The sequence below is a fragment of the Ruegeria sp. AO1 genome (assembly GCF_056535985.1).
Genome location: NZ_JBQFJC010000002.1, coordinates 912,932 through 930,742, shown reverse-complemented (window position 1 = coordinate 930,742; position 17,811 = coordinate 912,932). Strand labels below are relative to the sequence as shown.

Here is a 17,811-nt window from a genome sequence, read left to right as displayed (position 1 = left end):
CTAAAAAACCCTCTTTCCGACCCCCCAACTTATCCCCTTATTACGCTTTCTTTTTGCGCGCGACTTGACGTAAAGCCGAAAAGGGCAACGCACCGATCTGGGCGCATGTAAAGTTATCGTTGAGATCAAGCGGACGGCCTAAATCAAAACGCTCACGAAAAACCTTTTTCAGCCAGTATTTTACCTCATATTTGACGCTTCAGCTCCCGTTCCACTTAGCTTTGTTGTTTGAAATTCAAATCGTGCTCTTGATTTTCGGTGCTTTACGCCTGATATTTCTGTCATGACAGAAACTATCGACATGACGAAATCAAATGCTGCAAGCCAGTTCATCCTGTATTGGGGCGACATGGGGAACCAGTGGGGTGTCAATCGTTCCGTGGCACAAATACACGCGCTCTTGTACCTCAGCTCCCGACCACTCAATGCGGAACAAATTGCCGAATCTCTGGGCATTGCCCGATCCAATGTGTCCAACTCTCTAAAGGAATTGGTGAGCTGGCGGCTCATCCGTCGCGTTCCTGTACCGGGGGATCGGCGCGAACACTACGAGGCCGAGGTAGATGTTTGGGAGATGGGGATCCGTATCGCCCAGGGACGCAAAGAGCGCGAGATTGATCCCGCAATGCAGGCTCTGCGCGCATGCGTTGACCAAGCTGAAACCGAAAGCGGGTTGGACCCAATCACGCTGCAGCGGATGCAGGATATGCAAGAGTTCCTGACAACGGCCGACACATGGTTCCGCGACATGCTGACAGTGCCCCGTCCGAAGCTGATGATGTTGATGAAAATGGGAACCAAGGTTGTTTCCTTGCTCAGCTTTACCGGAGGCAAAAAGAGCCGCTAAAAAATTTGACCCTCAATTTCTCTTATGACGGAAACAACAGAATGATCGAAATGCAGGAAACCTCGACCGCGCTTGGAACAGAACCAATTCAACCGCAATTCAATACAGCCTGCGACCAGGACGACCGGTTCAAAAACCTACTGGGGGCTTCGGCATGGGCCCGTTTACCCAAAGCAATCCGACGCAGATTCAGCAAACGGCTGCTGGGTGATGCCAGCCTTGCCTATCAGGGGCGCGTAATCCACATGCAGATGAACTTCATTGGACGCGCTTTCGCCATTGTCCTGCGAGTTATCGGTGCACCGTTGCCTTTCGATCGCACCTCGGTCGGTCGCTCTGCCGTGGTGACAGTTACAGAAGATGCGGCAACGGAAGGTCAATTTTGGATTCGGCAATATGGCCGGGCCAAAGGGTTTCCGCAGATGGTTGGCAGTTCCAAACGCTTTGCCGGACCAACCGGGTTGGAGGAATATATCGGCTTTGGGATCGGCATCTCGCTCAGACTCAAAAGCACAGGGACCGGCCTCTACTTCGTCAGTGACCGGTATTTTCTGAAACTGGGACAAAGACGGCTGTCTTTTCCGCGATGGGTATGCCCAGGGCGTCTGGTGGTCGGCCACGAAGAGCTTGGTGGTGGATATTTCCGATTCACCCTGGAACTGACACATCCGTTGTTTGGCGCGTTGATCTGGCAGGACGCCACCTTCCGCGACGCGGAAATAGTCCGGAGCATCAGGTCATGAAGGTCGTGATCATAGGGGGCTACGGTGTTTTCGGATCTCTGACCGCCCGCTTGCTGGCACGAGACGGACACCAGCTCTGGCTGGTAGGACGGCATCCCGAAAGGTGTCGCGCTCTGGCTCAGGACCTGAATGCGCAGACCTTAAAACTGGATGTCAGCGCAGCACCCGAGGCGCTGTTTGACCAGAAACCGGACGTTGTCGTTGATGCCGCAGGACCGTTCCAGCACTACCGCGGCGACCCCTATACAATCCCAAAGCTTTGCATCGCCAATCGCTGCCACTATCTTGACCTGTCGGATAGCGCGACCTTCACACACGGCATCGCAGCCTTGAACTCCGATGCCAAGGAGGCCGGTGTTTTTGTGTTATCCGGCGCGTCCAGCGTGCCCGGTCTGTCCTCGTGTATCGTCGCAGACCTAATAAAAGGTCTGGAAGACGTTGACACGATCGACATTGCAATCCTACCCGGCAACCGGGCACCGCGTGGCATGTCCGTTATCAAGAGCATCGTGAGTGGCGTCGGGCGTCCATATCAACAATGGCGTGATGGTGCCTGGCGGACGACCATCGGATGGACGGATCGCAAACAGTATGAACTGGAACCCGGTATGATCCGCGCTGGATACAGCGTCAACGTTCCCGACATCGCGCTTATTCCAGAACTGACTGGTGCTCGGACCGTAACCTTCCGCGCTGGCCTTGAACTGCCGGTGATGAACTGGGCTCTCCGTCTACTGTCGCAGCTCAGGCAACACGCGAGGCTCGAATTACCGGAATGGGCCTATTTCGCACTCTACATGATTTCACAGGCGCTCTATCCCTTTGGGAGCAACCGTGGAGGTATGGAAGTGAGTGTTTCTGGCAAATGCAACGGACGAGGCGTAACCCGCAAGTGGAGGCTGATCGCCGAAGAAGGTCACGGTCCGTTTGTGCCCGGGATCATGTGCCGCACGATCCTACGAGAGTTGCCAAACATCAAGACGGGTGCGCGTCCGTGCCTGAACGAGGTTCCACGGCCCGTGGTTGAACACGCGATGGAAGATTTGCAGCTTCGCACCGGGGTGTTCGAACACCTAGATCCGAGAGACACTGAAGAGACGGTCGGAACCATAATTCGTACCCTTAGAAATCAGATGTGCCAAAGTACCGCCCAACGATAACCCCGCGCCGAACGGCTGAGAGTGCCAAGAGTACATTTTTTTTGCGGGTTGCGAGATGAGTTGCAGCTGGAGCTCGGAGTCTGAACAGACACCATGGATTTCGGCTTAATGTTCTGTTTTTAAATGGTTTTGAGAATGGCCTATTGTCGTGTTTCCAGGAGTTTCAGATCATAACACAACCAGCTACTCGAGTTTCTTGTGGTTCGGGTCTAAGAAATGGATGATCTCGGCCGCTTCAGGCTTTGCGAAAAAACCCGTTTTCCAGGTCCACGGGTCATTCAAAGATTGTCGCGGCTCAGTCGTATCGCAACTCAGTCGCCTTGCCCCGAAAGATCGTGTAGGCCATCACCGTGTATCCGGCGATCACCGGCAGAACAAAGACTGTCCCTATCAGAATGATAAACAGGCTTTCCGGAGCACTTGCGGCCTCGTAGATCGTCAGCTGTTCGGGCACCACATAGGGGTAGAAGCTGTAGGCCATTCCGAAAAATGCCAGTGTGAACAGAACGATGGACGCCGCGAAGGGAAACCAAGCCCAACTGTCGTTGCGGGTTGGCAAGTGACGCAAGGCATACCACAGCAAAGCGATCAAAATGACCGACATGAGGGGCAGAGGCAGCAGCAGGAAGAACTCGGGGAAGGTGAACCATTTGTCAAAAATGCGTGGGCTGACCCAAGGGGTCGCCAGTGACACAGAAGCGATACCGATGATCAGCCCCCAGATACCGCCTTTGGCCCAGTCAACGGCTTTTTTCTGCAGCACCCCGTCGGTTTTGAGAATGACCCAGCAGGCTCCGATGAACGAATAGCCAACGGCCAGAAACACAGCCGAGATGGCGGCGAAGATCCAGGTGCCGAATGTGCTGTCCAGCCCCATGATGTATTTGCCCAGCATGAAGCCCTGCGCCAGCGCGGTCATCATCGAGCCCGTAAAGAACGCCATGTTCCAACCGCGTTTGTGATGCGACGGGGCTTTGACCCGGAATTCGAACGCGACACCGCGCAGGATCAGGCTAATCAGCATGGTGGCCACAGGCAAGTATAGTGAAGTCAGGATAACCCCATGTGCAGTCGGGAAGGCCACCAGAAGGATGCCGATGGCCAGCACCAACCATGTCTCGTTTGCGTCCCAGAACGGCCCGATCGAGGCAACCATTCGGTCCTTTTCGGCCTCATCGGCAAAGGGGAACAGGATCCCAACGCCCAGATCAAAACCGTCCAGAACAACGTAGACGAGGATCGAGAGCCCCATAAGCGCGGCGAAAGTCAGGGGCAGCCACTGTGTCGGATCACCAAAATAGGTCATGGTCCTTTACTCCGCCGGAACTGCTTTGGGGTATTTTGGATCTGGCCGGGTGGGTTGGTCGCCTTGCGCCGCCTTCCGAGCCAAATAAAACAGCACGCCAATATACGCCGTGAGAAGTAGGACATAGATCAGCAGGTAAGCCGCCAGCGTCGTTCCCACCATGGGTGCTGGGACATCAGCCACGGCTTGTTCGGTTGTCAGGACACCATGAACCAGCCACGGCTGACGGCCAATCTCGGTTGTGTACCACCCGGCCAGCGTTGCGACCCAACCCAAAAAGGCCATCGGGACCAATGCAATTTGCATGAGTTTTGGTACTCCCGCAGGCCCGCGCCCGCGCCGCATGAACAGCAGTGTCGCCCAGCTGAGCAGCAGCATGACCATACCGTTACCGACCATGATGCGGAACGACCAGAAGACAGGCGCAACGGGCGGGTGCAGAACGGTGCCGTCCTCGGCAAGAAAATCATTCAGGCCGGGCACCACGCCCTCTGCCCTATGAGTCAGAATGATCGAAGCGAGGTTGGGGATGCTGACCTCATAGTGGTTTTCGCGCGCAGCTTCGTCGGGAATGGCAAACAGCACCAGCGGTACGTTTGATTTGGTCTCCCAATTGCCCTCCATCGCGGCGACCTTCTGCGGCTGATATTCAAGCGTGTTCAGCCCGTGCATGTCTCCCATGAAGATCTGCACCGGGATCAACAACGCGCCCAGCCACGCGCCGGTTTTGAAGGTTGCTCGCACGTCCCGCCCGCGATCGCCGAGCAGCCAGCGGAAGGCCGATAATCCGAGCACCAGGAATGCTACCGTCAGGCCGCTGGCCAGCAGCATATGGGTCAGTCGGTAAGGCATTGATGGGTTTAAGATGATTGCCCACCAATCGGTTGCGAAAGCTACACCGTCCCGCAGCTCGAACCCGGCAGGCGTATGCATCCAGCTGTTCAGAACCAAAATCCAGAAGGCCGACATAGTTGTTCCGAACGCTACCAGGAAGGTTGCGGTCGTGTGCAACCAGTTGGGAACGCGTGAGAAGCCGAACAGCATGATGCCCAGGAACACTGCCTCGAGGAAGAAAGCCGTCAGGATCTCATAGGCCAACAACGGCCCGGCGATATTGCCCACGGTCTCCATGAAACCGGGCCAGTTGGTGCCAAACTGGAAGGACATGGTGATGCCCGAGACCACACCCATCGCAAAGGACAGGGCGAAGACCTTCACCCAAAAGCGGTAGGCATCCATCCATTTAGTATCTTTGGTTGCGTTGAAGCGCAGTTTGAAATACAGCAGCACCCATCCCAATGCGATCGTGATCGTCGGGAAGAGGATGTGGAAAGATATGTTTGCCCCAAATTGAATGCGGGACAGCAGAAGCGCGTCCATTGTTCACCTGCAGAAGTCATGTTTGAACTTCACATAGGTGTGGCCATTTTGGGGTTAAGGGATGTGCGACAGCGGGTCATGCGGCAGGGTGGCGCATGGCTTTGGTGGTCACAGATCCGATGGTCTGATCGGCCGGGATTTGATCAATCATCTCCGACTAACATGGGGCATCGATTGCCCGGCAGGCACATCCACAGGATGCTACCGAGAGGGGGCTGCATAGCTCGTCGTGACCTCGACTGCCCGCACTTCACGCGTTTCCTCGTAGATCCCTATACGAATCTTGCGCCAGATGCAGCGCTTGGTGCCGCCATGCTCGCGCCTGCTCCAACGCCTAAAAACTGACAAAAGACCAATCGGCGGCTGCTACGAGTGTTCGGCAGTTTGCAAGCAGCGGGTCTTTTCGCCTAGCTTATTTCCTATCAACAAATTTTGCTAGAAATCTTGAGAATCCCCAAGCAGCGGAAACGCATCATAGCTGTGAGTGGAAGGTGTTTTCTGCATATTTTTCCTATCGCTCAGCCAACTCAATTTTTCAATTCTCCCTGCTTTACCCAGAAACTGAAGGGTTCAATATTTTGACCGTAGAGGCCTGTATCAACTTTGAATTTTGAAAGGAAAACCAAGACGGGGTTATGAAAGTGCAGATGCTTTCGCCGGCCTCAGCGTACAGTTGTGGGCTTTCAAATAATCTGAACCGAGGCGTATCTCGAAGAGACTCGATGATTGGCCTGGATTGAGATGCATCGGTGAAATACGGGGGTAGAAACAAATTCTCTTCTTCTTATGCGTGAAATGTGCAAAGCTTTAAGAACGATCAAGAATTAATCAAATTGAACATGACATAGGTCAATTTTTGGCCTGCGACAGTTCGATAAAGAGTTTGGTAAGTCTCGAGATCAACAGCGGACCGCAAGCCTATGAATAAGCTAGCCAGCCGCCGTGCCTTTCTGCGTGGCGCTCCGCTGCGCGAAGACCGGACAGCAATCATTCCGCCCGGCGCGGATCAGGACCACTTTTTTGAGTTGTGCGTCCAATGTGACGATTGCGTCTCGGCCTGCCCAGAACACATCATCACCTTTAATCAGCAAGGCTGGCCAGTTGTCAGCCTTGATGCCTCGCCCTGTACATTCTGCGGCGCTTGCGCCGAGGCCTGTACAACCGGTGCTTTGAAACCCGAAAACCTGAGTGATTGGCCATGGCGTGCCTATGTCACTGCGGGATGTCTTTCGATGAATGGCGTGAGCTGCCGTGTGTGCCAGGACGTCTGCGACAGCAACGCTATCGGGTTCAAACTGTTACTTGGGGGGCGGTCGGAGCCCGCCGTTGACCAAGAGGCCTGCACCGGTTGTGGTGCCTGCGCCAGCGCGTGCCCAGCGCATACAATCCGATTTGAGCGCCACGAAACACTCCCCCAAGAGAGCTTGCTATGAACATCTGCGGATGCCTTGTCCACGTCGCGCCCGACGCAGCCCAGACCGCTCAGGAGGCGATGCTAGGGATTGACGGAGTCGAAATCCATGCCACTGCCGAAGATGGTCGTGTTGTCGTCGTGGTCGAGGACACGCCCGAAAAGCTGGCCTCCGAGACGATCATGGATCTGCACCAGATCCCGGGCGTGATCTCTCTGACCCTGACCTATCACCATTTCGAAGACCTCGCGGAGACCCGTCCGCATCTTAACGCTTCCTGCCAGACCTGAAACCGGAGACCCATGCCATGACCATCTCTGAATCCCGCCGGACCTTCCTGAAATCAACTGCTGCCGCCGCGACCGCTTCGGCGGCTGGTCTTCCGCTGGCCACAGGCGCAGCGCAGGCGCAAGTCGGCACGTCTGACATTCGTTGGGACAAGGCGGCGTGCCGGTTCTGCGGCACGGGTTGCTCGGTTCTGGTCGGCACCAAAGAAGGTCGCGTGGTGGCCACCCAGGGTGACCCGGACGCGCCTGTGAACCGGGGCCTGAACTGTATCAAAGGCTATTTCCTGTCCAAGATCATGTACGGCAAGGACCGTCTGACCACGCCCTTGCTGCGCAAGACCAATGGCGAATACGACAAGAACGGTGAATTCGAGCCGGTCAGTTGGGACGAAGCCTTCGACGTCATGGCCGCCAAGTGGAAAGAGGCTCTGGCCAAGAAAGGCCCGACCAGCGTTGGCATGTTCGGCTCTGGCCAGTGGACCGTCTGGGAAGGCTACGCGGCTGCCAAGATGATGAAGGCCGGATTCCGCTCGAACAACATTGACCCCAACGCGCGTCATTGCATGGCATCAGCGGTTGTAGGCTTTATGCGGACCTTCGGCATTGATGAGCCGATGGGTTGCTATGACGACTTTGAGCACGCTGACACCTTCGTTTTGTGGGGCTCGAACATGGCGGAGATGCACCCGATCCTGTGGTCGCGCCTCACCGACACGCGCCTGACCAAACCGGGTAGCGAGGTGCATGTGCTGTCCACTTTCGAGCATCGCTCGTTCGAGCTGGCTGACAATGGGATGGTGTTCGCACCTCAGACCGATCTGGCGATCCTGAACTATATCGCCAATTACATCATTCAGAATGGCGCGGTGAACGAGGACTTCGTCAAAAACCACGTAAACATCACCAAAACCGTCACCGATATCGGGTATGGCCTGCGCGACAATCATCCGCTGCAGGAAGCGGCCGAGAACCCAAATGGCGGCAAGATGGAACCGATCAGCTTTGAGGAATATGCCGAGGCGGTTTCGAAATACACGCTGGAATACACATCCGAGCTGTCGGGTGTGCCCGCCGACCAGCTGGAGCGTCTGGCCCAGCAATATGCCGACCCCAACCGTAAGGTCATGAGCCTGTGGACCATGGGCTTCAACCAGCACACACGCGGGTCGTGGGTGAACTCGCTGATGTATAACGTGCACCTGCTGGTCGGGAAGATTTCCGAACCGGGCAACTCGCCGTTCTCGCTGACCGGCCAGCCGTCGGCCTGTGGCACTGCACGTGAGGTTGGCACCTTCGCCCACCGCCTGCCCGCCGACATGGTGGTTACGAACGACAAACACCGTGAGATTTGCGAGACCGCATGGAACATTCCTGCTGGCACCATCCCGGACAAACCCGGATTCCACGCTGTTCTACAGCACCGCAAGCTGAAGGATGGTGACCTGAACGCCTATTGGGTGCAGTGCAACAACAACATGCAGGCCGCGCCCAACATCAACGAGGAAGGCTTTCCCGGCTATCGCAACCCGGAAAACTTTATCACCGTGTCCGACCCCTATCCGACGGTCACAGCCGTGTCTGCCGACCTGATCCTGCCCACCGCCATGTGGGTCGAAAAAGAAGGCGCCTATGGCAATGCCGAGCGCCGCACTCAGTTCTGGCGGCAACAGGTGCAAGCGCCGGGTGAGGCGAAATCGGACCTCTGGCAGCTTATGGAATTCTCCAAACGCTTCACGGTGGAAGAGGTTTGGGGCGAAGAATTGCTGGCCACCATGCCCGAGCATCGCGGCAAGACCATGTATGATGTGCTCTATGCCAACGGCAAGATCGACCAGTTCCCGCTGTCTGAGACGGCCGAAGGCTTCCACAACGACGATGCGGAACATTTCGGTTACTATGTCCAGAAAGGCCTGTTCGAGGAGTATGCCGATTTCGGGCGCGGTCATGCGCACGATCTGGCACCGTTCGAAATGTACCACGAGGCGCGCGGTATGCGCTGGCCGGTCGTGGACGGCAAGGAAACGCTCTATCGTTTCCGCGAAGGCTATGACCCCTATGTGCCCGAAGGTACGGGCGTGAAGTTCTATGGCAAGCCCGATGGCAAGGCCAGCATCATCTTTGCCCCCTATGAACCCGCCGCCGAAGAGCCCGATGAAGAATTTGATCTGTGGCTGTCCACGGGCCGCGTGCTGGAGCACTGGCACTCGGGCTCGATGACCCGCCGCGTGCCGGAACTACACCGCGCCTATCCGAACGCGGTTGTCTACATGCACCCGCAGGATGCCGAAGATCGGGGTCTGCGCCGTGGGCAAGAGATTGTTCTGTCCACCCGCCGCGGCGAGGTCACGAGCCGGGTCGAGACCCGCGGGCGCAACAAGGTGCCGCGCGGTCTGGTCTTCATGCCCTGGTTCGATGAGCATCAGCTGACCAACAAGTTGACGCTGGACGCAACCTGCCCGCTCTCGAAAGAGACCGACTTCAAAAAGTGCGCCTGCAAGGTCGAGCGCGCTTAACCGGGAAGGATCGCAAAGGTTGTCCCCATGTCCCTGACCGGTACTCCTCTCTCGCCGCAACGGCGTCGCTTCCTGCAGGATTCGGCGCGCGCGGCAGGTGGATGCGTAGTCGCCGGGTCATTGCTGGCCTGGTTGGCGCGCGATGCCCGCGCGCTTCCGGCGGAAGCCTTGCGCCCGCCTGGCGCATTGTCGGAGAAAGAGTTCCTGTCAGCCTGTATTCGCTGCGGGCTCTGCGTGCGGGACTGCCCTTACGATACCCTGAAACTGGCTGAGCTTGGGGTCGATGCCGTTGCAACCGGTACGCCCTATTTCACCGCCCGCGATGTGCCGTGTGAGATGTGCGACGACATACCCTGTGTCGCCGCTTGCCCTACCGGCGCGCTGGACCCGGGTTTGGACAATATCGATGAAGCTAAAATGGGCGTTGCGGTTCTGGTCGATCAGGAAAACTGCCTGAACTTCCTCGGTCTGCGCTGCGATGTCTGTTACCGCGTCTGCCCCGTTATTGACGACGCAATCACGCTGGAAACCGCGCACAACGCGCGTTCAGGCCACCATGCGATGTTCATTCCCACCGTCCATGCCGACCGCTGCACCGGCTGCGGTATGTGCGAGAAAAGCTGTGTTCTACCCGAAGCTGCGATCAAAGTACTGCCCGCCCGATTGGCGCGCGGCAGCAGCGCGGACCACTATCGCAAGGGCTGGGAAGAAAAAGAAAGCCACGGCGGTCCGCTTGTGGACGGATTGATCGACCTACCCGACCGCCTGCCGGGGCCTGGCACAGACAATCTGGCCGCGCCGGGCGGCTTTGCGCCCTCCTATGACCTACCCGGGGCAGGCCAATGAGCGCGCGCACTCATATTCCCGTTGGTCAGGAAGCTATTGAGGCCAAAGGCTGGATCGGTGCGCATAAGTTCCTGCTGCTGCGGCGGACAAGCCAACTGTTCTTTTTGGCGTTGTTTCTGCTGGGGCCTTGGTTCGGTCTCTGGATCGTGCAGGGAACGTTGGCGGGGTCGCTGACCCTTGGCATTCTGCCCCTGACCGATCCGTTTGTGCTGCTGCAAAGCTTTGTGGCCGGGCATTGGCCGGAACTGACCGCCTTGATCGGCGGGATCATCGTTCTGGTCGCCTATGCGCTGATCGGCGGGCGCGTCTATTGTTCGTGGGTCTGTCCGATCAACCCGGTGACTGATGCCGCCAACTGGTTGCACCGCAAGCTGGACCTTCCCAAAGGCTGGCAACCCAAACGCACCACCCGCCTGTGGATATTGGCGACGGTCCTGATCGTCTCGGGCCTGACTGGCGTCATCGCGTGGGAGTTGGTCAATCCGATCACCATGCTGCATCGCGGGCTGATTTTCGGCGCGGGCTTTGTCTGGGCGCTGATCGCTGCGATCTTCATTTTTGATCTGGTCGTCGCCCGTCACGGTTGGTGTGGCCATATCTGTCCCATCGGCGCCTTCTATGGCCTGATCGGTAGTAAAAGCCTGCTGCGTGTCAGCGCCGCCAACCGGACCGCTTGCAATGATTGCATGGATTGCTACGCCGTCTGCCCGGAGAACCAGGTCATCTCGCCAGCGCTGAAAGGCAAACCGGACGCGACGCCGCTGATCCTGTCCCCCGATTGCTCGAATTGCGGCCGCTGCATCGATGTATGTGCGGTGGATGTCTTCAAGTTTACTCACCGGTTCGACGACCACGTCGTCGCGCCTTTCGATCCCGTTCCCGCGCCCGATGCGCGTACAGCCAGACCTATCTAAGGGAGTGCACAGATGAACAAGCCAATCCTGACAGGCGTCGCCGCCCTGATCCCAGTCGTACTCCTCAGCGGGTTCGCCCTTGCGCAATCCGCCCAGGTTGAGACCCTGCGAGGCGGCGAAGTGGATGAAACGGTCCCGCTGGATCAAGTCCACAAAACGATGGAAGGTCGCATTGTACGGAATTACCGGCAGCAGCCGCCGCTGATCCCACATTCTATCGAACAATACCAGATCGACACGCGGACCAACCAGTGCCTGTCCTGCCATGACTGGACAGTTGCGGGCGAACGCAACGCGCCCACCTTGTCGATGACCCACTATCTCGATCGCGACGGCAATGAGTTGGATCACATCGCAGGGACCCGGTATTTCTGCAATCAGTGCCACGTGCCGCAGGTAAATGCGCCTACCTTGGTCGATAACCTGTTTGAACCATCCCACAGTAACTAATCCAACGTATGACTGAAAGGAGCACCAAGATGGCAGACTCTCCTGAAAAACGCGGCTGGATCGGTCGCTTGTGGAACGCGTTCTGGACACCGGCTGTTTTGTTCAGTTCGGGTTTCTTGATCTTGGCCGGTTTTCTTGGGGGTATCCTGTTCTGGGGTGGCTTTCACTGGACGCTTGAACTGACCAATACCGAAGAGTTCTGCGTGTCCTGCCATACGATGGAAACCAACCTGGGTGAATACCGCGAGACGATCCACTACAACAACCACTCGGGCGTGCGCGCGATCTGTTCGGATTGTCACGTACCGGATGAGTGGAACCACAAGATCAAAGCCAAGATCATGGCCGTGAAAGATGTCTATCACGAGCTTGCAGGTACCATCAGCACCCCCGAGAAATACGAGGATCACCGTCTCGCAATGGCCTCGGCCGTTTGGAAGAAGATGAAGGAATCCGACAGCCGCGAATGCCGGAACTGTCACAACTTCGACTATATGGACTTTACCTTGCAGGAGACACGCGCCGCCAGCGAGCATCAGCGTGCGATTGACACAGGGATGACCTGTATCGACTGCCACCAGGGCATCGCTCACAGCCTGCCACCGGGATATCTTGAGACCTATCAGGACATAGCCGAAGCGGTTGATGGCAAACCGCTGCACAAACAGGCGGCGGTTTCGGGCAATGATATCCGGTCCTTCCTCAACACCAACGCCGATTAAGAAGGGGGCAGAGATGTTAGATTTACTTGGAACAATCGGTGGAAACATCCTCAGCCTGCCGGGCATTCTTGGGCTGGCGCTGGGAATGATGACCAGACAAATTTGGCTGGGCGCGGCGCTGGGCGGACTTGTCGGCGTGTTTGAAACACTGGTCTTTGCCGGTTTTCAATTTGCTCAAATCGAAGCTCTTGAGCTCGTGATTGCAATACTGGTTGGCGTGTGTGCTGGCGGTTTAGGGAGCATTATCCGAATTAAAGGAACGCAAGTCAGGCCTTAGAGTCAGGATGCCTTTATTTCCAAAGCGCTGCAGGATTCCCGGCTTGGAAAACGGAGCGGTGGCAAGCGCGATCTGTTCTGGCTGAGCCACGAGTAGATGGCCGAGCTTTCCCCTTACTTCCCGAAGCCGCACGGCAGGCCATGGGTCGATGATGGAAGGGTGCTGAGCGAGATCTTCTTCATCAATCATAGTGGGAAACGATGGCGAGGCGCGCTCAGGTCCCATGGGCGGCACAAGACGCTTTTCAGTCGATGGAAACTTAGGAACGAGAAAAGCACTTTGCCCAGACGATGGTCGGCCCAGTTGCCGAATATGGCGAGGAAAAGAGCATGGTGATCCCTTTTCGGGACATGACTGCGCAATGTACTGCCTAGCAGTGATATGAGATCATGTTTGGTAGGTTCAGGGATTAGACGCGCGTGGCGACACCTTATGATCGCCGCCAAAGTCTTCCTTTCTGCAATCGCCCTCGCAGCGAAAGTAATTTTTAGGATTTACATCCTGAGCTTAGGTGTTGGGTTACAGGTTGTGATGCTCGCTTCTGCGCCATGTACTTAAAGCGAAAGACCGCCTTACGGCTCTTAGGATTTTGACGTCTCAGCTATTCCGGGTTCCACACGCTCTGAGAGTTGCACCTCTTGTTCGTCCTAACTTAAAGATAGTGGTGAAACCGGATCAGCGATGGGCGTAACAATTGAAAGACAAGACCCAAGACTTGCGTACGGCTAATCAGGGCGGAACGTCCGCTGTTCAACTGCGTTTGCAAGATGCGGACATGAAGCTTTTGCAGGTGTTTGCCCATGTCGTCGAAGCCGGAGGGCTATCCCCCGCGCAATATGGGCTGAACATGAGCTTGTCTGCCGTCAGCGCCGCAGTCTCGAACCTGGAAACGCGGCTGGGCTTTCGCCTGTGTGACCGCGGACGCGGTGGGTTTCAGCTGACCGAAGGGGGGCTTCTTGTGCATCAGGAACTCCGCTCGCTCAGCGTTGCGATCGGGTCCTTCAACAGGTCGGTTCAGGCCTATACGAGCGACATGCAGGGTCAATTCAACATCGCGATGGACGATGCGATTCTGACCAATCTCTCGTGTCCGATCTACAAGGTGATCCAGAGGTTTGCCGCGCAAGCGCCGGAGATTTCGCTGAACATCACCATAATGAGCGCCCCTCAAATGGAGCGCGCCTTGCTGAACAATGAACTCAACATCGCCGTCGGGCCGTTTCAGGAATTGTCCCCCTCGCTTCGCGGCGAAACAGTCTATGTCGAACAGCAGCTGTTGTGCTGCGGGTGGTTGAATCCGATCTATGATCTCCAGGATCCCGACGAAATCGAAGAGGCAGTGACCAAAGCGCGATTTTCCAAACGCAGCTTTGATGATCGCGACCGGCATCAGGCACCCGGGCCTTTCACCAGCACGGCAACTGCGGCCACAATGGAGGCGATGCTAGCGATGGTCCTTAGCGGCCTTTACCTCGGCTACCTGCCCCGCCACGCCTGCGAGTCATGGATCGAGCGAGGTGAGCTGAAATCAGTTCTACCGCAGGTCTTTGCCTATGACACAGATATTCAGCTGGTCTCCCGCAAGGGCCACGGGGACAAACGCGTCGATCTGTTTCTGGCCGCGCTGGCGGAAACTCAAACCTGAACGCCGTCACTTTTGCACCGCCATAAGTTCACTTCATAAAAAATGGATTTTCTCGCGCCCGGTTTCTGACATGGTGTCCCAATGGCATCGAACGCAACGGCAGGACCCCTGACATGACGACCCCCGACAGCTATGTCTCGCTGCAAGAGATCATGCGCACCGCGCAGCGGATCGCGCCCATCGTGCGCAAGACACCACTGGTGTTTTCTGAGGCCCTGTCGGAGCGCGCGGGTTTTGAAGTCTGGTTGAAGCTGGAGAACCTGCAAACCACGGGCAGCTTCAAACTGAGGGGGGCCTCAAACCGTATTCTGCAACTGACCGCCGAGGAACGCGCGCGCGGGATCATTGCCGTCTCCAGCGGCAATCACGGCAGGGCCGTCGCCTATCTGTCCAAACGTCTGGGGATCACGGCGCGTGTGGTCGTCTGCTCGCTCTGTCCGAAAAACAAACGTCAGGCAATGCGCGACCTTGGGGCTGAGGTGATCGTGCATGGCGACACCCAGGACGAGGCGCAGGATCACGCGGATCGGCTGATGGAGCAGCACGGCTATACCTGGGCCGATCCGTTTGACGATCTGAACGTCATCGCGGGGCAAGGCACGATCGCGCTAGAAGCGCTGACCGACTTGCCTGATGCGGACATGATCATCGCGCCTTTGTCCGGTGGCGGTCTTTTGTCTGGCATTGCGCTGGCCACCAAGTCGATCTCACCCAAGATCTCCGTTGTCGGGTCGTCGATGGAGGTCGAACCGGGCATGGTGCGCAGTCTTGAGGCGGGCAAACCGGTTCATGTCGAGGAATTCCCAAGCCTCGCCAGCAGCATCACCGGGGCAATCGGCCTGCGTAATCGCTATACCTTTCCGATCATTCGCGATTTCATGGATCGCGCCGTTCTGATCCCCGAGGACGCGCTGGTGCCTGAAATAGCCCGGTTTGCCGATAGCGAAGGTATGATTGTCGAGGGTGGCTCGATCACCTCTGTGATCGCAGCGCTTAGCCCTGAGGTCCGCGAAATGGCCCCCAAACGGGCAATCGTGGTCATGAGTGGCCGCAATATTGGCCTGCCGACGTTTCTGTCGGTGCTCAATGACACCGGGATCTGACCCCCGCCGGGATGATCGGGCATTTCCTGCCCGCATCCCTCCCGTTAAAAAGCACCGGGGATTGCCCCGCACCGAAGGACCAAGGACTCCGTCATGACCGACACCTCCAAATCCGCAATCGTGCTGAACGCCTCAGACGTTGCCGCGCTTTTGCCCTCAGTTGACGCGCTGGCCGCGATGCGCGCGCTGTTTACCGAGCTTGGGCGCGGGCAAGCCGTGCAACCGTCGCAAACCCTGACGCTGTTCCCCGAAGACAAGGGCGATTTCATCACCTATCTGGGGGCAAGCACCGGGGCCGATCTGTTTGGCGCCAAACTCTCGCCCTATTTGGTGCGCCCTGGCAAACCCGTGATTACTGCGTGGACAGTTCTGATGTCGATGGAAACCGGCCAGCCCCTTTTGCTGTGCGATTCCGGTGAGCTGACGACCGAACGCACCGCGGCCACGACCGCTTTGGCCGTCGACCACCTCGCCCGCCCCGAGGCCAAGGTTCTGTCGATCATCGGCTCCGGCAAGGTAGCGCAAGCGCATCTGAAACATGTGCTGGCCCTGCGCGACTGGGGCGTCATTCGCGTTTATTCCCCCAACCTCGCGCAAAACGCCGAGTTGGCAGCGCAGTGGCAAGCGACCGACAGCCGCGTCCAAGTGGCTGACAGCGCGGAAGCCGCCGGTCAGGACGCGGATGTCGTCATGCTCTGCACCTCGTCCGGTACGCCTGTCTTCGACACGGCGTCGGTAGCTGCGGGGGCGTTGGTTACCTCGATCAGCACCAATGTCGCCAACGCGCATGAGGTCGACCCCGCTTTCCTGACCACGGCCGAGGTCTATTGCGACTATCTCGCCACCACGCCCGGTTCGGCCGGAGAGATGAAATTGGCGGCCGAGGCAGGCTGGCAACCGGGCAACATTCGCGGTGATCTAGCCGAATTGCAGGTTGAGGCCTGCAAGACACCGTCAGGCGACAAACCAGTCTTCTTCCGCTCAATCGGGTTGGGGCTGGAGGACATCTTCATGGCCCGCGCCGTCTATGACGCGGCTTCGGCGTAACTGAGAGCAGGAGGAGAGACCCATGGATATCAGACCTTTCGGCGTCGAAATGTGGATGAATGAGTATGAGACGAAATGCGAGCTCAACCTTGCGGAAACCTGCGTGGAATCCATCACTCTGGGTGAGTTGTTCGAGATGGCGGGGCAGCACAACAGCATCCTGCAGGACCTGTCGGCGATGAAAATGACCTATGGCGCGATCGAAGGCTCGGACCGGTTGCGCGATGCGATTTGCGGCTTGTACGAAAACCAGACACGCGAAAACATCCTGACCACCCATGGCACTATCGGCGCGAACTCGCTGGTGCATCAGACCCTTGTGGCGCACGGGGATCACGTGATTTCGGTGATCCCGACCTATCAGCAGCACTACTCGATCCCTGAAAGCATAGGCGCCGAGATCGAGCTACTGCACCTGAAGCCTGAAAACGCGTTCCTGCCCGATCTGGATGAATTGCGCGCCATGGTCCGCCCTGACACACGCCTGATCGCGATCAACAACCCGAACAACCCGACGGGAGCTTTGATGGACCGCGAGATGCTGGAGCAGATCGTCGAGATCGCCCGTAGCGTCGGTGCGTGGCTGCTGTGTGATGAGGTCTATCGCGGTACCGATCAGACCGGGGATGGCTTCACAGCGGCGGTCGCTGATCTTTACGAAAAAGGGATCAGCACGGCGGGGATGTCCAAAGCCTATTCTCTGGCCGGCCTGCGCGTTGGTTGGATCGCGGGGCCCAAGGATATGCTGCATGACGTTATGATACACCGTGACTACAACACCATCTCGGTCGGACAGGTCGATGAGCTGTTGGCCGCTATGGCACTGGAAAATCGCGAAAAAATTCTAGATCGCGCACAACGGATCACCCGTGAGAACTTGCAGATTGTCGAAGACTGGATCGCGCAGGAGCCTCTGATCTCGTGGGTCAAGCCGAAATCCGGCACCACGGCCTTGCTGAAATACGACCTGCCCATGTCCTCGCGAGAACTGTGCGTGACCTTGCTGCAAGAGGACGGCGTGATGCTGACCCCCGGCAGCGCCATGGACATGGAGGGCTGGCTGCGTCTGGGCTACACTAATCCCACGGCGGATCTGAAAGCGGGTCTGGACAAACTCTCGGGCTTTCTGGCCCGCCACAGCGCCGCCTAAGAGGGGCAT

General features: G+C 57.4%; 17 protein-coding genes and 1 pseudogene. 15 read left to right on the top strand and 3 right to left on the bottom strand.

The genetic code is table 11. The features are described from left to right. Positions 1–283 precede the first annotated feature (283 nt). From ACR3FB_RS22285 to ACR3FB_RS22275, 3 genes are read left to right on the top strand one after another with little or no spacing between them, the layout of a single operon-like run. Positions 284–847 carry a MarR family transcriptional regulator gene (locus tag ACR3FB_RS22285; RefSeq protein ID WP_170767709.1) on the top strand — a complete coding sequence of 188 codons (564 nt, stop codon included), beginning with the start codon at positions 284–286 and terminating at the stop codon, positions 845–847. A gap of 41 nt (positions 848–888) precedes the next feature. Beyond that, the gene (locus ACR3FB_RS22280) at positions 889–1,590 is read left to right on the top strand and encodes a DUF4166 domain-containing protein (protein ID WP_480565531.1); all 702 of its coding nucleotides are present in this window, start codon (positions 889–891) and stop codon (positions 1,588–1,590) included. After that, on the top strand, positions 1,587–2,750 hold the full coding sequence (locus ACR3FB_RS22275; RefSeq protein WP_480565529.1) for a saccharopine dehydrogenase family protein: 1,164 nt from the start codon (positions 1,587–1,589) through the stop codon (positions 2,748–2,750). Before ACR3FB_RS22280 ends, ACR3FB_RS22275 begins: the two co-directional genes overlap by 4 nt. A gap of 295 nt (positions 2,751–3,045) precedes the next feature. Here the strand turns inward: ACR3FB_RS22275 and ACR3FB_RS22270 are convergent, their stop codons facing one another. The 3 genes and pseudogenes from ACR3FB_RS22270 to ACR3FB_RS22260 form a co-directional block, all read right to left on the bottom strand. Then, positions 3,046–4,056, bottom strand: coding sequence for a cytochrome d ubiquinol oxidase subunit II (locus tag ACR3FB_RS22270; RefSeq protein WP_480565527.1), 1,011 nt, complete (start codon positions 4,054–4,056; stop codon positions 3,046–3,048). Positions 4,057–4,062: 6 nt separating this feature from the next. Beyond that, entirely contained in the window at positions 4,063–5,436 is a 1,374-nt protein-coding gene (locus ACR3FB_RS22265) for a cytochrome ubiquinol oxidase subunit I (RefSeq protein ID WP_480565525.1), read from the bottom strand. A gap of 222 nt (positions 5,437–5,658) precedes the next feature. Beyond that, positions 5,659–5,766, bottom strand: a pseudogene (locus ACR3FB_RS22260) (IS5/IS1182 family transposase); the annotation flags it as partial. Between the two features lie 590 nt (positions 5,767–6,356). On the opposite strand from ACR3FB_RS22260, the gene napF reads away from it, so the two are divergent. From napF to ACR3FB_RS22200, 12 genes are all read left to right on the top strand, one after another. Further along, positions 6,357–6,869 (top strand): ferredoxin-type protein NapF, encoded by a 513-nt coding sequence (gene napF / locus ACR3FB_RS22255; protein WP_480565523.1) that lies wholly within the window; start codon positions 6,357–6,359, stop codon positions 6,867–6,869. Beyond that, a complete protein-coding gene (locus ACR3FB_RS22250) occupies positions 6,866–7,138 on the top strand; it encodes a chaperone NapD (RefSeq protein WP_480565521.1) in 273 nt (90 codons plus the stop codon). The genes napF and ACR3FB_RS22250 overlap by 4 nt, the downstream gene beginning before the upstream one ends. Before the next feature lie 17 nt (positions 7,139–7,155). Beyond that, positions 7,156–9,648, top strand: a complete 2,493-nt coding sequence (gene napA, locus ACR3FB_RS22245) for a nitrate reductase catalytic subunit NapA (protein WP_480565519.1) — start codon at positions 7,156–7,158, stop codon at positions 9,646–9,648. 27 nt (positions 9,649–9,675) lie between these two features. Next, positions 9,676–10,494 carry a ferredoxin-type protein NapG gene (gene napG, locus ACR3FB_RS22240; protein ID WP_480565517.1) on the top strand — a complete coding sequence of 273 codons (819 nt, stop codon included), beginning with the start codon at positions 9,676–9,678 and terminating at the stop codon, positions 10,492–10,494. Beyond that, positions 10,491–11,408: a quinol dehydrogenase ferredoxin subunit NapH gene (napH, locus tag ACR3FB_RS22235; protein ID WP_480565515.1), complete on the top strand. Its 918-nt coding sequence runs from the start codon at positions 10,491–10,493 to the stop codon at positions 11,406–11,408. The genes napG and napH overlap by 4 nt, the downstream gene beginning before the upstream one ends. A 12-nt stretch (positions 11,409–11,420) precedes the next feature. Beyond that, positions 11,421–11,858 (top strand): nitrate reductase cytochrome c-type subunit, encoded by a 438-nt coding sequence (locus ACR3FB_RS22230; protein WP_170376987.1) that lies wholly within the window; start codon positions 11,421–11,423, stop codon positions 11,856–11,858. Between the two features lie 29 nt (positions 11,859–11,887). Beyond that, on the top strand, positions 11,888–12,580 hold the full coding sequence (locus tag ACR3FB_RS22225) for a NapC/NirT family cytochrome c (RefSeq protein ID WP_480565513.1): 693 nt from the start codon (positions 11,888–11,890) through the stop codon (positions 12,578–12,580). A gap of 13 nt (positions 12,581–12,593) precedes the next feature. After that, positions 12,594–12,857 carry a hypothetical protein gene (locus ACR3FB_RS22220; protein WP_480565511.1) on the top strand — a complete coding sequence of 88 codons (264 nt, stop codon included), beginning with the start codon at positions 12,594–12,596 and terminating at the stop codon, positions 12,855–12,857. Positions 12,858–13,632: 775 nt separating this feature from the next. Beyond that, positions 13,633–14,502 (top strand): LysR family transcriptional regulator, encoded by an 870-nt coding sequence (locus ACR3FB_RS22215; protein WP_480565509.1) that lies wholly within the window; start codon positions 13,633–13,635, stop codon positions 14,500–14,502. 113 nt (positions 14,503–14,615) lie between these two features. Beyond that, positions 14,616–15,605 carry a pyridoxal-phosphate dependent enzyme gene (locus ACR3FB_RS22210; protein WP_480565507.1) on the top strand — a complete coding sequence of 330 codons (990 nt, stop codon included), beginning with the start codon at positions 14,616–14,618 and terminating at the stop codon, positions 15,603–15,605. A 93-nt stretch (positions 15,606–15,698) separates the two neighbouring features. After that, positions 15,699–16,652: an ornithine cyclodeaminase family protein gene (locus ACR3FB_RS22205; RefSeq protein ID WP_480565505.1), complete on the top strand. Its 954-nt coding sequence runs from the start codon at positions 15,699–15,701 to the stop codon at positions 16,650–16,652. 22 nt (positions 16,653–16,674) lie between these two features. Beyond that, a complete protein-coding gene (locus ACR3FB_RS22200) occupies positions 16,675–17,802 on the top strand; it encodes an aminotransferase (protein ID WP_480565503.1) in 1,128 nt (375 codons plus the stop codon). The last annotated feature ends 9 nt before the right edge of the window (positions 17,803–17,811 follow it).

Bases quoted from the DNA above. Each gene is read 5' to 3' on its own strand.
- ACR3FB_RS22285 (WP_170767709.1), top strand. From the start codon at position 284: ATGACAGAAACTATCGACATGACGAAATCAAATGCTGCAAGCCAGTTC.
- ACR3FB_RS22280 (WP_480565531.1), top strand. From the start codon at position 889: ATGATCGAAATGCAGGAAACCTCGACCGCGCTTGGAACAGAACCAATT.
- ACR3FB_RS22275 (WP_480565529.1), top strand. From the start codon at position 1,587: ATGAAGGTCGTGATCATAGGGGGCTACGGTGTTTTCGGATCTCTGACC.
- ACR3FB_RS22270 (WP_480565527.1), bottom strand. From the start codon at position 4,056: ATGACCTATTTTGGTGATCCGACACAGTGGCTGCCCCTGACTTTCGCC.
- ACR3FB_RS22265 (WP_480565525.1), bottom strand. From the start codon at position 5,436: ATGGACGCGCTTCTGCTGTCCCGCATTCAATTTGGGGCAAACATATCT.
- napF (WP_480565523.1), top strand. From the start codon at position 6,357: ATGAATAAGCTAGCCAGCCGCCGTGCCTTTCTGCGTGGCGCTCCGCTG.
- ACR3FB_RS22250 (WP_480565521.1), top strand. From the start codon at position 6,866: ATGAACATCTGCGGATGCCTTGTCCACGTCGCGCCCGACGCAGCCCAG.
- napA (WP_480565519.1), top strand. From the start codon at position 7,156: ATGACCATCTCTGAATCCCGCCGGACCTTCCTGAAATCAACTGCTGCC.
- napG (WP_480565517.1), top strand. From the start codon at position 9,676: ATGTCCCTGACCGGTACTCCTCTCTCGCCGCAACGGCGTCGCTTCCTG.
- napH (WP_480565515.1), top strand. From the start codon at position 10,491: ATGAGCGCGCGCACTCATATTCCCGTTGGTCAGGAAGCTATTGAGGCC.
- ACR3FB_RS22230 (WP_170376987.1), top strand. From the start codon at position 11,421: ATGAACAAGCCAATCCTGACAGGCGTCGCCGCCCTGATCCCAGTCGTA.
- ACR3FB_RS22225 (WP_480565513.1), top strand. From the start codon at position 11,888: ATGGCAGACTCTCCTGAAAAACGCGGCTGGATCGGTCGCTTGTGGAAC.
- ACR3FB_RS22220 (WP_480565511.1), top strand. From the start codon at position 12,594: ATGTTAGATTTACTTGGAACAATCGGTGGAAACATCCTCAGCCTGCCG.
- ACR3FB_RS22215 (WP_480565509.1), top strand. From the start codon at position 13,633: ATGAAGCTTTTGCAGGTGTTTGCCCATGTCGTCGAAGCCGGAGGGCTA.
- ACR3FB_RS22210 (WP_480565507.1), top strand. From the start codon at position 14,616: ATGACGACCCCCGACAGCTATGTCTCGCTGCAAGAGATCATGCGCACC.
- ACR3FB_RS22205 (WP_480565505.1), top strand. From the start codon at position 15,699: ATGACCGACACCTCCAAATCCGCAATCGTGCTGAACGCCTCAGACGTT.
- ACR3FB_RS22200 (WP_480565503.1), top strand. From the start codon at position 16,675: ATGGATATCAGACCTTTCGGCGTCGAAATGTGGATGAATGAGTATGAG.